12 protein-coding genes are annotated in these 13866 nt (G+C 72.2%); 5 read left to right on the top strand and 7 right to left on the bottom strand.

All coding sequences use genetic code 11. The features are described 5' to 3' along the window. Positions 1 to 131 precede the first annotated feature (131 nt). From L0P92_RS33955 to L0P92_RS33945, 3 genes are read right to left on the bottom strand one after another with little or no spacing between them, the layout of a single operon-like run. Positions 132 to 761: a TetR/AcrR family transcriptional regulator gene (locus tag L0P92_RS33955; protein ID WP_234766896.1), complete on the bottom strand. Its 630-nt coding sequence runs from the start codon at positions 759 to 761 to the stop codon at positions 132 to 134. Positions 762 to 784: 23 nt separating this feature from the next. Next, a complete protein-coding gene (locus L0P92_RS33950; RefSeq protein WP_234766895.1) occupies positions 785 to 2869 on the bottom strand; it encodes a YhgE/Pip domain-containing protein in 2085 nt (694 codons plus the stop codon). Then, positions 2841 to 3605 (bottom strand): ATP-binding cassette domain-containing protein, encoded by a 765-nt coding sequence (locus L0P92_RS33945; protein ID WP_234766894.1) that lies wholly within the window; start codon positions 3603 to 3605, stop codon positions 2841 to 2843. Before L0P92_RS33945 ends, L0P92_RS33950 begins: the two co-directional genes overlap by 29 nt. A 165-nt stretch (positions 3606 to 3770) precedes the next feature. Between L0P92_RS33945 and L0P92_RS33940 the strand changes: the two genes are divergently transcribed. The 3 genes from L0P92_RS33940 to L0P92_RS33930 all read left to right on the top strand — a co-directional run bounded on the left by L0P92_RS33940 (position 3771) and on the right by L0P92_RS33930 (position 6030). Continuing rightward, on the top strand, positions 3771 to 4343 hold the full coding sequence (locus L0P92_RS33940; protein WP_234766893.1) for an SAV_6107 family HEPN domain-containing protein: 573 nt from the start codon (positions 3771 to 3773) through the stop codon (positions 4341 to 4343). Positions 4344 to 4565: 222 nt separating this feature from the next. After that, entirely contained in the window at positions 4566 to 5336 is a 771-nt protein-coding gene (locus L0P92_RS33935) for a class I SAM-dependent methyltransferase (RefSeq protein ID WP_234766892.1), read from the top strand. Between the two features lie 301 nt (positions 5337 to 5637). Beyond that, the gene (locus L0P92_RS33930) at positions 5638 to 6030 is read left to right on the top strand and encodes an SCO2097 family morphological protein (RefSeq protein ID WP_062718999.1); all 393 of its coding nucleotides are present in this window, start codon (positions 5638 to 5640) and stop codon (positions 6028 to 6030) included. Between the two features lie 208 nt (positions 6031 to 6238). On the opposite strand, the gene L0P92_RS33925 is transcribed toward L0P92_RS33930, so the two are convergent. The 4 genes from L0P92_RS33925 to L0P92_RS33910 form a co-directional block, all read right to left on the bottom strand. Further along, the gene (locus L0P92_RS33925) at positions 6239 to 8623 is read right to left on the bottom strand and encodes a transglutaminase TgpA family protein (RefSeq protein ID WP_234766891.1); all 2385 of its coding nucleotides are present in this window, start codon (positions 8621 to 8623) and stop codon (positions 6239 to 6241) included. Further along, entirely contained in the window at positions 8620 to 9993 is a 1374-nt protein-coding gene (locus L0P92_RS33920) for a DUF58 domain-containing protein (RefSeq protein ID WP_234766890.1), read from the bottom strand. Before L0P92_RS33920 ends, L0P92_RS33925 begins: the two co-directional genes overlap by 4 nt. Continuing rightward, entirely contained in the window at positions 9990 to 11033 is a 1044-nt protein-coding gene (locus L0P92_RS33915) for an AAA family ATPase (RefSeq protein WP_234766889.1), read from the bottom strand. Before L0P92_RS33915 ends, L0P92_RS33920 begins: the two co-directional genes overlap by 4 nt. 232 nt (positions 11034 to 11265) lie before the next feature. Continuing rightward, positions 11266 to 11811 carry a beta-class carbonic anhydrase gene (locus L0P92_RS33910; RefSeq protein ID WP_234766888.1) on the bottom strand — a complete coding sequence of 182 codons (546 nt, stop codon included), beginning with the start codon at positions 11809 to 11811 and terminating at the stop codon, positions 11266 to 11268. A 441-nt stretch (positions 11812 to 12252) separates the two neighbouring features. Here L0P92_RS33910 and rsmH point away from each other — a divergent pair, with 441 nt between their 5' ends. Further along, complete coding sequence (gene rsmH / locus L0P92_RS33905; RefSeq protein ID WP_234766887.1) at positions 12253 to 13209, top strand: 16S rRNA (cytosine(1402)-N(4))-methyltransferase RsmH; 957 nt, start codon at positions 12253 to 12255, stop codon at positions 13207 to 13209. 78 nt (positions 13210 to 13287) lie between these two features. After that, a partial coding sequence (gene ftsL, locus L0P92_RS33900; protein WP_234766886.1) for a cell division protein FtsL occupies positions 13288 to 13866 on the top strand: 579 nt, incomplete at its 3' end.

The following is a 13866-nucleotide window of genomic DNA, read 5'->3' as shown; positions in this document are numbered from 1 at the left end:
GAGTACGGGGGAAACGGGGAACGGGGGAGCACGAGAAGGCGCCGGTTCGAGAGTGGCCCGCGGGGGACGCGGCCACTTTCGGACCGGCGCTTTCGTGTGCCGGCCGTCCCCCGGCGCACGACACCGCGGCTTCAGCGGCGCCCGCTCACTCGGCCCTGCAGCAGCCGGGACAGCGCCGCGTGCACGTCGTCCAAGGAGCGCTCCGGCTGGAACGACTTCCAGTCGAGCGCGGCCACCAGGACCATGCCGACCAACGCCGCGGCGGTCAGCGGGACGTCGATCTCCTCGCTGAACTCGCCGCTCTCCACGCCCTCGCGCAGCACGCCCTCGACGACCGCCACGGCCTGCTGCCGGACCACCATCAGCGTGGACTGCCAGGTCCGGTTCGTCCGCCACAGCTCGGCGACGTAGAGCTGGGTGAAGGACGGGTAGCGGTCGATGAAGACCAGCCCCGCGCGGACCATCGCGTCCAGGGCGTCCACCTTGGTGCCGCCGTCCCGGGCGGTCTTCTCGGCCGCCTCCCTGAGGGAGGCCGTGAGGAGTCCCACTCCGTGCCGCAGCAACTCCTCGAAGAGGACCGACTTGCTGGCGAAGTTGTAGTAGACGGTGCCCTTCGCCACCCCGGCCCGCTCGGCGATCTCGTCGACGGTGGTGGCGGAGAAGCCCTGTTCGGCGATGAGCGTGACGGCCGCCTCGTAGAGCTTCTGCCGGGTGGCCTCACGGCGTGTGCTGCCGCCCGACGCGGCGTTGCTGCTTTCCATGGCCCTGATTGTCCCGCGCGCGCTCACAGGGTCAGCTCCGGGTGCAGCCGGTCGAGCGTCCACACCTGCCGGCGCCGGGCCGACAGCGCGGTCAGCGCGACCGCGCCCGCGGTGAAGGCGACGAGCACCACGCACGCGTGCCACACCGGTTCGAGCCCGCCGCCCGTGATGAGCCGCCTGAGCGCCTCCACGACGTAGCTCATCGGCAGGAACGGGTGGAGCGCGTTGAAGAAGCCCGGACTGGTCTGAACGGGGTACGTGCCGCCCGCGGACGTCAACTGGAGCATCAGCAGGGCCAGGACGAGGATCCGGCCCGCCGCGCCGAAGCGCGCGTTCAGCCACTGCACGATCGCCGAGAAGCACGCCGTCACCAGGAACAGGAAGCCCACCGTCCCGGCCGCCCGCGCCATCTCGAGGCCGATCGCCCAGTGCAGCACCGACATCAGCGCCACGGTCTGCAGCACCCCGATCGCCACCACGGGCAGCCAGCCGGCCAGCGCGATCCGCCAGGCCGAGGCGCCCGCGGCGAGCGCGCGGCGGTTCATCGGCGAGATCAGCATGTACGCCACCATGGCGCCCACCCACAGGGACAGCGGGATGAAGTACGGGGCGAACCCGGTGCCGTAGTTGGCCGCCTTGTGCATGTCCCGGGAGACGAGCTGGACCGGGTCGGACATGACCTCGGTGCGCTGCTCGCGGGCCTTCTTGTCGTAGTCCGGGATCTGCTCGGCGCCGTCGTGCAGCCCGTCCGAGAGCTTCCCGGAGCCGTCGACGAGCTTGTAGATGCCGCCGTTGAGGTCGACCGCGCCGGTCTTGAGCTCGCCCACGCCGGTGTCCAGGTCCGCCGCGCCGGTCCTGGCCGAGCCAAGGCCGGAGTGCAGCTTCTTGGCGCCCGCGGCGACCTTGGCGGCGCCCTGGTTCAGCTTGTTGATCCGGGTGACGGCGTCGTCGAGGTCCTCGGAGAGCCGCGGTGCGTGGTCGGCGAGCGCCTGGGACTGCTTCTGGAGGGTGGCGAGGTTCTTGTCGAGCTTCTTCAGGTCGCCGTCGTGGTCGGCGACCAGTGTGTTGAGATCGTCGGCGATCGTCGCCACGTCCGCGGCCGCCGCCTTGGCCTTCTTCAGGTCGGCGCAGGCCGGGTCGGGCAGGACCGCCTTCTCGCAGCGCGCCTCGTAGACGCCGTTCAGCACGTCGGAGGCCGCATGGGCGTCCCGGGCGGCGCCCGGAGCGTGCTCCACCAGGTCGTCGAGGTTGTCGCGGATCGCCTTGGAGGTGTCGGCGACCAGCCTGGCGGTGTCCCCGATGGTCTTCTCGTTGTCCTGGAGGAACGGGCCGATCTTCTTGTCGACTCCGTTGACCCGGTCCGCGAGCGTCCGCGTCCCCTCGGCGACCTGCCGGGAGCCGCTCTCCAGGTCGCCCGCGCCCTTGTTGAGCTTCTTCAGGCCCGTGGACAGCTTGCCGCTGCCGTTCTTGGCCTCCTTCAGCCCGTCGGCGAGGTCCTTGGAGCCCTTCTCCGCCTTTCCGATGCCGCCTTCGAGCTTGTCGGCGCCGCTCGCGGCCTTGACCGTCTTGCCGTGGATGTCGGAGAACGACACGAAGATCTTGTCCAGGAACGACCGCGACGCCTTCGTGGACGCGGCCTCGCGCACCTCGCTGAAGACCGTCCGTGAGATCTGCCCGACGATGTAGTTGTTCGCGTCGTTCGTACGCACCTGAAGGGCGCCCGTCTCCGGCGAGTCACCCGCGCTGGAGGCGATCCGCTCACTGAAGTCGGCCGGCATGGTCAGCGACAGGTAGTAGGTGCCGTCCTCGACGCCCTTCTCGGCCTCGGCGGCACTCACCTCCCGCCAGTCGAAGACGTCGCTCTCGCGCAGCCCCTTGGTGATGTCGTCGCCGGCGGCGAGCTCCTTGTCGCCGACGCGTGCCCCCTTGTCGTCGTTCACAAGGGCCACGGGGATGCGGTCGAGACGGCCGTACGGGTCCCAGAACGACCACAGGTACAGGGCGCCGTAGAGCAGGGGCAGCACCAGCAGCGCGACCAGGGCGGCGCGCGGCAGCTTCCCCCGGCCGAAGCGCCTCAGCTCAAGCGCGGCCAGCCTCGGCGAGCGCATCGGCGGCCTCCTTTCCGTCGGATTCCCGGGCGTCGCCCTGCGGGTCGGTGGACACCTTGACGGTGCCGTCGGGGGCCTCGCTGCACACCGCCACGACCGTGGTCCCGGCCTCGGCGATGGACTTCAACAGCGCCCAGACCTCGGCCCGTTCGGCGTCGGAGAGCTTGAGGTCGGTGTCGTCGACGCCGAGCACGCGCGGGCTCGCGATCAGGGCCAGCGCGACGGACAGCCGCAGCGCCTCCAGCCGCTCCAGATCCCGTACCGCCGTACGGGAGCCCTTGGGCAGGGACTCCCGGTCCAGGCCCGCCGCCTTCAGCGCGGCGTCGATCCGCCGCCGCTCCTCGTCCCCGCGCTCGCCCGGCCGGCGCAGCAGCCCGCGCACCGAGTCGCCGAACCGCCGCTGAAGCAGCGCCCGTTCGTGGAGGTGCTCGGCGACGGTCAGAGCCGGGTCCAGGTCGGTCACACCCGGGACATGGGCCAAGGCGCTCACCCGCCGCACCGCCGCCATACGCCTGGGCAGCACGGCATCGCCCACGGCGGCGGAGCCCTCCGTGGGCTTCATCCGCCCCGTGAGCGCGAGCAGCAGACAGGTACGGCCCGTACCGGACGGCCCCTCGATCGTGATCAGCGAACCGGCCTCCGCCTCGAAGGAGACCCCGCGGAACGCCCATCCGCGGGGCCCTTCGAGCCCGAGGCCGTGGGCCGTGACGCCGACCGCGGCCACGGTTCCCCCCATCCCTGCCCCCTCTTTTGAACTGACTGGTCAGTGCAAAAGTTAGCCCGAACGCTCGATCGATGCAAAAGCCCAGGTCAGAACGGATTGTCAGTGCCATACCTCACGATGGGCACATACGGCATCCCGTAGCGGGCATGCCGTCACACAGACGACAGGAGGTTCGTCATGGCCAGCTATCACGCAGCAGCCGCCCGTCGGCGCGGCGCCACCGGCCCTGCCCCCTCACTGACCGGCCCGGCGAGCGACGTGCACCCCGTGCTCCGCCGGGCCACGGCCCCGCCCGCCGCCCTCGACCTGCTCGCCCAGGCCCGTGCCGGACTCGACGAGGCCGCCGTTCTGGAAACGTCGAACGAGCGCTATGCCACGGCACACCTCTCCGCCCTGCGCATCGCCGCCGCCGTACTCGCCGCGCGGGGGCGCCCGGAACCCACGCCAAGGCGCCGTGCCCGCATCCGGAGCGCATGGGAAGTGCTCCCCGAGATCGCGCCCGAACTCGCCGAGTGGAGCGCGCTGTTCGCCTCCGGGGCCCGGCGCCGCGCCCGGGCCGAGGCGGGCATCCAAGGCGCGGCCAGCCGTCGGGACGCCGACGACCTGATACGCGACGTGGCGATGTTCCTGCGCCTCGTCGAGCGGATGCTGGTGCTCCAGCCGGTCCTGCCACAGCCGCGACCGGACGCGGACGGGGAGGAGGACGGCGGCCCGCGTCACACGCGCGACGACATGCCGGACGCGGGCTGACGGCGAGCCGGCCCGACCGGGGCCCGTCTCGTCACACGGGGCGGGCCTCGTTTCGCCGGACGGGGCGTGGCGGCCTCGTGCGGCACCGTGATGGCCGGTCGGGCCGCCGCAGGCAATAGGGTGGAGGGCGCCTGAAGCCTTCCCGCCCGTGACCCGGGCCGGGGAGACAGCCCGTTCGCTCCGCCGTGCAAGTGGCGGTGCCGCGTCGAGGAGTCAACTGCCGTGTCGGACCCTATGCGGCCCCGCGCCGCCCTCCGTACCGCCGTGGTCTGGGAGGTCCTCCAGGACGCCCTGGACCGCCGTGTGAAGGCCACGGGTCGCCAGGCGCTCGACGTCCTCGACACCGGGGGCGGCAGCGGCAACTTCGCGGTGCCCCTCGCCCGCCTCGGCCACCGCGTCACCGTGGTCGACCCCAGCCCGAACGCGCTCTTCGCCCTGGAGCGGCGCGCCGCCGAGGCCGAGGTCGCCGACCGGGTGACGGGCGTCCAGGGCGACGCCCACGGCCTCTTCGACGTGGTCGAGCGCGGCGGGTACGACGTCGTGCTGTGCCACGGCGTCCTGGAATACGTCGACGACCCCGCCGAGGGGGTCCGCAACGCGGTCGCCGCCCTGCGCACCGAGGGCGTCCTCAGCCTGCTCGCCGCCGGTCTGGGCGGAGCGGTGCTGGCGCGGGCCCTGGCTGGTCACTTCAAGGAGGCCAAGCAGGCCCTCCAGGATCCGGACGGCCGCTGGGGCCAGGGCGACCCGGTGCCGCGCCGTTTCACCGCCGAGCAGCTCACCGCGCTGGTCGAGGGCGCCGGCCTCACCGTCGGCGCCGTGCACGGCGTCCGCGTCTTCGCCGACCTCGTCCCCGGGGTCCTGGTGGACACCGAGCCGGGCGCCCTGGAGGCGCTGCTGAAGCTGGAGGAGGCGGCCGCCGAGCTGCCCGCCTTCCACTCCGTCGCCACCCAGCTGCACGTGCTCGGCGAGACGGGGGAGACCGCCGGAGCCTGAGCCACCCACCGTGCCATCCGCGGGCGGACCCCGGGCGCGCGCCGTTGATCAGGGACTTGGCTGCACATGGAGTACGCCACAGGCCCCCCGATCGGACGCTCGGCGCCGTATGATCGAGGGAGACCGTTCCGGCATGACGAGTCGGCCGCTGGGGAATGCAGATCTCAGCGAGCCGGGACGTCCATGGCGGAGCCCGGTTGGCCAATTGGCGTAGAGGGGCGGGTTTCACGGGGGCGATTCCCTGCCTATCCTGAAGGGACCCCCCGGGTCGCCCCGGCGACTGCACGATGAGGAGGACTCCGTGCCGCTCTCGGAGCACGAGCAGCGAATGCTCGAGCAGATGGAGCGAGCGCTGTACGCCGAAGATCCCAAGTTCGCGACAGCGCTTGAGGGAAGCGGGCTGCGTACGTACACCCGGCGACGGGTCTACCAGGCGGTCGCGGGCTTCCTCGTAGGTATCGCGCTCCTCATGGCTGGAATGGTCGCCAAGCAGGTCTGGCTCAGCGTGGTGGGCTTCCTCGTCATGCTGGGCTGTGCGGTACTCGCCGTGACCGGCTGGCGCAAGGCCCCCAAGCCGGGCGAACAGCCCGCCGGCGGCCAGCAGGCCCGCCGCCAGCCACGCCAGAAGCGCTCCATGATGGACCGCATCGAAGAGCGCTGGCAGCGCCGCCGCGACGAACAGGGCGGCCATTAGCTCGACAAGCAGCTCCCATACCGACGCAGGGGGTGACCACCGGTGGGTGGCCACCCCCTGACGTATGCCTGCTGACGTAGATCAGCGCCTGAGCGGGTCGAGAGTGCGGGCCTGAGCGGTCGAGAGCGCGAGCCTGCGCTGAGCAGTGGCGGCTTCCGGGAGGGGGCGTGGGCCGGGGCTGTGCCCGCCCAGCCCCCTCAGCCCACCGTCACCCCCGCTGACCCGGACTGGACGGCCGGCGCAGCGTCGGTCGGGCCGCGGCGGCCCGCTGCTTGACGGTGATCCACCAGTCCGACAGCGCCCACACCACCCGCACGCTGGAGCGTGGAGCCAGTACGGCGCGCAGCCTGGTCGTCCGGTCGGCCTTGGACCCGAGCTGGGACGCCACGCCGCGGACATCCTCCGCGAGGCCTGCCACCGGGCGGGGACTGGGTGCGTACAGGACCTGTTCCACCGCGTCGGCCACCCGGTGCACCGAGGCCGCGGCCGCCGGGTCGAGGTGGCCCAGCCGCACGATACGGGCGGCGGCCTTACGGGGCGTCTGGGAGTCGTCCGGGGCGATGCCGAAGTCCCAGGCCGTGTCCGTCAGTTCCTGCCAGACCGCCAAGGCGTGCAGCGACACGTCGGCCTGTGTGCGGCCATGCCCTCCCAGCCGTTTCGCTCTCGTCCGCTGCCGCCACAGCATCGGCGCCAACGGGATCAGCAGCGCCGCGGCTCCACCGAGCGCCCAGGCCAGCGCGAGGTACCACTTCGGTCCGTCGTCGTCCGTGGCCGGTGCGGCCGCCGGGGACTCGCTCGCGCACAGCTCGGGGTTGCGACCCGCGCAGCTCTCGCTGGCGGAGGGCGAGGCGGAGGGGCCCGTGCTGGCCGACTGCGTGGGCCGTGCCACGTCCGGCAGCGTGGAGCCGGGCGAGTCCGACTGGGTGTACTCCGGTACCGAGCCACGGGTCGGCGTCGGCTCGAAGCGGGTCCAGCCCACGCCCTCGAAGTACAGCTCCGGCCACGCGTGGGCGTCCCTCAGCCCCACCGAGACCGAGCTGGCGCTCTGTGGGGTACCGGGCGCGAAGCCCACCGCTACCCGGGCCGGTATGCCCAGCGAGCGGGCCATCGCCGCCATCGCGAAGGAGAAGTGGACGCAGAATCCCTGCTTGTCCTTCAGGAAGCGGGCTATGGCCTCCCGGCCGCTGCCGACCCTGACGTTGGTGTCGTACTGGAAGCCGCCCGTGATGGCGAAGTACTCCTGAAGCTTGACGGCCTGCTCGTAGTGGCTGGTCGCCCCCTCGGTGACCTCGCGCGCGGTCCGGGCGACCACCGAGGGCAGTGAGTCGGGGAGCTCCGTGAACTCGCGCTTCAGGGCGGAGGGCGGCTCCGGAGCGTTCGCCAGCTGCTCCGCCGTCGGCTGTACGTCGAGGCTGCGCACGGTGTACGTCGCCCCGCGCGTGGTCTGACGGCGGTCGCCGACGACCGTCATGCCCAGCGGTTCGTACCGCCAGTTGCCCGTGATGTCCACGCCGCTCGGCGGGTACGGCATCGGCAGCCAGTTCTGGGCGTACCAGTCCGCGGCCGAGATGGTCGTCTCGACCTGGGTGCGCTTGACGTCCGGACCGAGGCCGAAGGGCGTCGGGAACTCGTCGGGCACGGCCTGGATGTTGCGCTTGGACGGCTGCCAGGTGGTGCCGTCGAAGTCGTCGAGGGACACGATCCGCAGATACAGGTTCGACAGGTCGGCCGTGTCGGTCCTGAGGGTCAGGACCTCGCGGTCCTCCTCCACGTTCAGACTGTCGCGCAGCGACACCAGCGGGTTCACCGCGGAGATCGTGCCGCCGCTCCCGCTGCCGGAGCCCACACCGGTGCCCGCGGCGTCCAGCAGGCCGCCGTTCATCGCGGGCAGCGCGACCGGCACCACCAGGGCGATGCCCAGCGCGACCGCGCCGATACGCCGTCCGGTGCGCACCGGTGCCACCGCGCCGGTCGCATCGCCGCCCGCTCCCCGCGGGGCCCCGCCGAAGACCCGGCCCCACTGCGAGAGCCGGTCGCGCCCCTCGGCCAGCAGCAGCATGAGATAGCCCGCCGCGGCGACCAGGAACCACAGCCAGTCCCCGGCGCCGTCGGCCAGCCCCGCGGCCACCGAGTACAGCGCCAGCAGCGGCAGCCCGGCCGGTGCGGCGCTGCGGAACGTCACCGCGAGTGTGTCCACCGCCAGACCGATGACCAGGACACCGCCGATGAGCATCAGCCGGATGCCGTCCGACAGCGGCGCCGGGATCGAGTACCGGCTGACGTCGTCCGCGCCCGCCTGCAGCAGGTCGCCGAAATGACGGAAGGCCTCCGGGCCGGGGATCACCCCGATGATCGCCTGCTTGTTGGCGAAGACCATGGTCAGCAGCATCAGGGCGACCAGGGCCTGCACCGCCACCGTCAGCGGGCGGGCCAGCGGCACGCGCCGGGTCGCCATGCCCACGCCCGTCTGGATCGCCAGCAGGAAGAACGCCTGGATCAGCCAGGTGACCGGGGAGACCAGCGGCAGCAGGGCGCAGGACGCCATCAGTGTGGCCGCCGCGGCGCACAGCGCCATCCGCGTCCGCCCGCTCATGACCGTCCCCCCTCGCCCCGCGTGCCACCGGCCGCGACCGCGTCCGTACGCGCTCGGTCCGCCTGGCGCCACAGCTCGTCCAGCGAGGCGCCCCGCGGCACGCTCAGGGCCGTCCAGCCGGCCTCCCGCAGCATCCTCAGCCGCTCCTCGCTCCTGTCCAACGCGCCGGACACATCGGTCGGTTCCCGCACCCACGCCCCGCTGTCCAGCACGAAGGCCACCGCGCCCCCGCTGCGCTGGCGCATCTTGGCGGCCACCGCAGCCTGCTCCTCGTCGAGGTCGCCGAAGAAGGCGACCAGCAGCCCCTCGTTGCCGCCGCGCAGCACGTCGTACGCCCGCGACAGACCCGTGCCGTCGGAGTGGTCGATCACCGCGAGGGTGTCCATCATCAGCCCGGCCGCGTCCGCCGACTCCTGGCTCGCGCCCGCGAACCCATCGGCGCCCTCGCCGGGCACCGAGCTGCCGGTGTCGGTCAACAGCCGGACGGAGAAGCCCCGTTCGAGCATGTGGACCAGCACGGACGCCGCACCCGACACCGCCCACTCGAAGGCCGAGTCCGGCCCCGCGCCCTCGAAGGCCGGGCCCCGGGTGTCCAGCAGCACCGTGCAGCGGGCGCGCTGCGGCTGCTCCTCGCGGCGCACCATCAGCTCGCCGTAGCGCGCGGTGGAGCGCCAGTGGACGCGGCGCAGGTCGTCGCCGTAGCGATACCCGCGCGGGATCACGTCGTCCTCGCCGGCCAGCGCCAGCGAGCGCTGCCGGCCGTCGCCGTACCCCTTCGCCTCGCCGCTGAAGCGCACCGGCGCGAGCGGCTCCACGCGTGGGATGACCGTGAGCGTGTCGTACGTCGAGAAGGAGCGGGTCAGCTCGCACATGCCGAACGGGTCGCTCAGGCGTAGCTGCAACGGGCCGAGCGGATAGCGTCCGCGCAGGTCGGAGCGGACCCGGTAGGACACCTCGCGGCGGCCGCCCGCCTCCACCCGGTCCAGGACGAAGCGCGGGCGCGGCCCGAGGACGTAGGGCACCCGGTCCTGGAGCATCAGCAGGCCCGTGGGCAGCCGGGAGACGTTGTCCATCCGCAGATGGACGCGGGCCTCGCTGCCGGCGGGCACGCGCGCGGGGGAGAGCCTTCGGCTGCCCGCGACCCGGTAGCGGGTGCGGTACAGCACCGTCGCGCACACCAGCGGGAGCACCGCCAGCAGCAGGCCGACGCGCAGCAGGTCGCTCTGGCCGAGGACGTAGGCGCAGACGCCCGCCGCGATCCCGGCGGCCAGGAAGGAGCGGCCACGCGTGGTCAGACCGGCCAGTGCGGTGCGGATCCCGCTCTTCTCGCCGCGGTCCGCCTCCGCCTGCCCGGTCCCACCGGAGGTCATCCGAGCCTCCGTGGCGGCTGCTGGCCGTACACCGCGGTGCCGCGGCCCAGGCCGCCGAAGCCGCTCTGCTGGTGGGGCGCGGCGGGCACCGGGGTGCGCTGGAGGATCTCCTGGACGACCTGCTCGGAGGTACGGCGGTTCAGCTGGGCCTGTGCGGTGGGCAGCAGGCGGTGGGCCAGGACGGCCACCGCGAGGGCCTGCACGTCGTCCGGCAGCGCGTACTCCCGGCCGCTCAGCGCCGCCGACGCCTTCGCCGCGCGCAGCAGGTGCAGCGTCGCGCGCGGGGAGGCGCCGAGTCTGAGGTCCGGGTGGGTGCGGGTGGCGGCGACCAGCTCCACCGCGTACCGCCGCACCGGCTCGGCGACATGGACGCCACGGACGGCGTCGATCAGCTTCACGATGTCGTGCGCGTGCGCCACCGGCTGGAGGTCCTCCAGCGGCGAGACCCCGCCGTGCACGTCCAGCATCTGCAGTTCGGCCTCCACGCTGGGGTAGCCGACCGAGACACGGGCCATGAAGCGGTCGCGCTGGGCCTCGGGCAGCGGATAGGTGCCCTCCATCTCGACCGGGTTCTGCGTGGCCACCACCATGAAGGGGCTCGGCAGCTCGTAGGTCTGGCCGTCGATCGTGACCTGGCGCTCCTCCATGGACTCCAGCAGCGCGGACTGCGTCTTCGGCGAGGCGCGGTTGATCTCGTCGCCGATCACGATCTGCGCGAAGATCGCGCCGGGCTTGAACTCGAAGTCCTTGCGCTGCTGGTCCCAGATGGACACACCGGTGATGTCGGACGGCAGCAGGTCGGGCGTGAACTGGATACGCCGGACCGTGCAGTCGATGGACCGCGCCAGTGTCTTGGCCAGCATGGTTTTGCCCACGCCGGGGACGTCCTCGATCAGAAGATGTCCCTCGGCGAGCAGTACGGTCAGCGAAAGCCGTACGACCTCGGGCTTGCCCTCGATCACACCCTCCACCGAACTGCGGACACGCTCCACAGTGGCGGTCAGATCAGTGAGGCTCGCTCGATCGTCATAGGTCGTCACCCGGCCCTCCTCGGCCCGTTCTTTCCGGGCCGACGCGATGCGGACCGGCCCACCCCTGGAACACGGACACCACGCGGGAGAAGTTCCGCGTGTTGCCACACTCGCATTCTTGCTGCCGTTACCGATTCGTGTCACTCGACTGTGGACAACCGTCCGCGATATGTCATGGCTTAGGGCCTTTTGTGCAGCCCGCAGCCCGAATTGACAGCGAAACGACAGCTGAGGCGGAGGGTTACGCGGGGTCGATCTCGCGCAGCAGACCCGTCTTCACGTCGAAGACGAAGCCCCGGACGTCGTCCGTGCTCACCAGGAACGGTGAGGTGCGCACGCGCTGCATCGACTGCCGCACGTCCTGGTCGACGTCCCGGAAGGACTCCACCGCCCAGGCGGGCCGCTGGCCGACCTCGTCCTCCAGTTCGTGCCGGAAGTCCTCGGTGAGGCTCTCCAGGCCGCAGCCGGTGTGGTGGATCAGGACGACGCTGCGGGTGCCCAGCGCTCGCTGGCTGATGGTCAGGGAGCGGATCACGTCGTCGGTGACGACACCGCCGGCGTTGCGGATGGTGTGACAGTCGCCCAGTTCGAGACCGAGCGCGGCGTGCAGGTCGAGCCGGGCGTCCATGCAGGCGACGACGGCGACGTGGAGCACGGGGCGGGCGTCCATGCCCGGGTCGGTGAACGCGGAGGCGTAGCGCTCGTTGGCCTCGACCAGACGGTCGGTGACCGTGCCGCGGACTATCGCACTCTCGGGACCAGCGGGAACCGATGCAGAAGTCGTCATACCCATGACGGTACTGGTCACGTCCGAAATGGTCCTGCTGTGAGAGGGGACAAAGAACGCCATTGAGTCTTGTTGTGAGCTAACCCACAGGGGTGGCGTGAGTGCGCCCATACGAGCGATTTCACGCATGGGGCGGCCGGGCCGGAACCCGCAGTGGCGACGCGCAGGCCGGTTGATTGACCGCGAGACACCGTGGACTAAAGTGACGCGAAGCGGGAGGCGAGACTCCCTGCTGGACTGAATTCCCCGGAGACCCCGGCGATTTTCCGGAGATCTCCCCGCGTGCGCGGCGCGTACGCACGGCTCGGCCTCCTCCCGCTCCCGGTCGGCTGACGCTTCCGGCGCCGGCAGGCCTCCCCTTCACTGGGGGTTCCCCAGTTCGTCGGGGAAGGGCGGGGACCCGGGGCGGTGCGTGCGGCCCGCCGGATCTGAGAGGGCCCCTTGAGCCAGAGTCGACATGTCCCGGTGATGCTCCAGCGGTGCCTGGACCTGTTGGCCCCCGCGCTGCAGCGGCCCGGAGCGGTGGTCGTCGACTGCACCCTCGGGCTCGGCGGCCACAGCGAGGCCCTGCTCCAGCAGTTCCCCGAGGCCCGGCTCGTCGCCCTCGACCGGGACAAGGAGGCCCTGCGGCTGTCCGGCGAGCGGCTCGCGCCGTACGGCGAACGCGCGACCCTCGTGCACGCCGTCTACGACGAGCTCCCGGACGTCCTGGAAAGGCTCGGCATCGCGCGCGTGCAGGGCGTCCTGTTCGACCTCGGCGTCTCCTCCATGCAGCTCGACGAGGCCGACCGCGGCTTCGCCTACGCCCAGGACGCCCCCCTCGACATGCGCATGGACCAGACGACCGGCGTCAGCGCCGCCGAGGTCCTCAACACCTACCCGGCCGGTGAACTCGTCCGGATCCTGCGGGCGTACGGCGAGGAGAAGCAGGCCAAGCGGATCGTGGCCGCCATCGTGCGCGAGCGCGAGAAGGAGCCGTTCAGCAACAGCGCGCGGCTCGTGGAGCTCATCCGGGACGCGCTGCCGCAGGCCGCCAAGCGCACCGGCGGCAACCCGGCCAAGCGCACCTTCCAGGCGCTGCGCATCGAGGTCAACGGCGAGCTCTCCGTGCTGGAGCGGGCGATCCCGGCCGCGGTGGCGGCCCTCGCCGTCGGCGGGCGGATCGCGGTGCTGTCGTACCACTCGCTGGAGGACCGGCTGGTCAAGCAGGTCTTCGCGGCCGGCGCCGCCAACACCGCGCCGCCCGGGCTGCCCGTCGTTCCCGAGCAGTACCAGCCCCGGCTCAAGCTGCTGACGCGCGGTGCCGAACTTCCCACCGAGGAAGAGGTCGCCGAGAACCGCCGCGCCGCACCGGCGCGTCTGCGGGGCGCCGAACGCATCAGGGAGTCCATCGAATGACGGCCGGGAGGCAGGGGCGGGTGTCCGGGTCCAGTATTCAAACCCATGAGTTGGAGAACCGGACCCGGGGGAGGGCAAGTGAGTAGGAAACCCGAACTGAGAGGCCGGGCCGCCCGGCTCGCGCGGCTCTTCCCCTCGGGGGCCCGGCAGGCCGCCCGCGCCCCCTTCGTCCTCCTCGTCGTCCTTCTCCTCGGCGGTGGCCTCATCGGGCTCCTCGTGCTGAACTCCGCGCTCAGCGAAGGCGCGTTCCGGCTCGACGACCTCCAGAAGGAGACGAAGTCCCTCACCGACGAGGAACAGTCCCTCCAGCGGGACATCGACGCGTACTCCGCCCCCGACGCCCTCCAGCGCCGCGCCCAGGAACTCGGCATGGTCCCCGGCGGCGACCCCGCCTTCCTGAACCCCGACGGCACGGTCAGGGGCGCCCCGAGCCCCGCGGCCGGGGGCCAGGGCGCCGCCTACAACCCGCTGATCCTCGCCCCCGAGGCCCTGGTCACCGAGCCCGGACCACCCCCGGCGGCCGACCCGACGCCCACCACACCGGCCCCCGAGGCGACGCCGGCCACACCGGCCCCCGAGGCGACGCCCGCCACACCCACGTCCGCGGCCACCCCCACCGAGCCGCCGCAGCCCGCGGCCACCTACGCCGTGCCCCAG

The sequence above is a fragment of the Streptomyces muensis genome, assembly GCF_021474425.1.
Classification (GTDB): domain Bacteria; phylum Actinomycetota; class Actinomycetes; order Streptomycetales; family Streptomycetaceae; genus Streptomyces; species Streptomyces muensis.
This window is presented reverse-complemented; position numbering and strand designations above follow the sequence as displayed.

Bases quoted from the DNA above. Each gene is read 5' to 3' on its own strand.
- L0P92_RS33950 (WP_234766895.1), bottom strand. From the start codon at position 2,869: ATGCGCTCGCCGAGGCTGGCCGCGCTTGAGCTGAGGCGCTTCGGCCGG.
- L0P92_RS33925 (WP_234766891.1), bottom strand. From the start codon at position 8,623: ATGAGCGGGCGGACGCGGATGGCGCTGTGCGCCGCGGCGGCCACACTG.
- L0P92_RS33955 (WP_234766896.1), bottom strand. From the start codon at position 761: ATGGAAAGCAGCAACGCCGCGTCGGGCGGCAGCACACGCCGTGAGGCC.
- L0P92_RS33920 (WP_234766890.1), bottom strand. From the start codon at position 9,993: ATGACCTCCGGTGGGACCGGGCAGGCGGAGGCGGACCGCGGCGAGAAG.
- L0P92_RS33910 (WP_234766888.1), bottom strand. From the start codon at position 11,811: ATGACGACTTCTGCATCGGTTCCCGCTGGTCCCGAGAGTGCGATAGTC.
- L0P92_RS33940 (WP_234766893.1), top strand. From the start codon at position 3,771: ATGGCCAGCTATCACGCAGCAGCCGCCCGTCGGCGCGGCGCCACCGGC.
- L0P92_RS33945 (WP_234766894.1), bottom strand. From the start codon at position 3,605: ATGGGGGGAACCGTGGCCGCGGTCGGCGTCACGGCCCACGGCCTCGGG.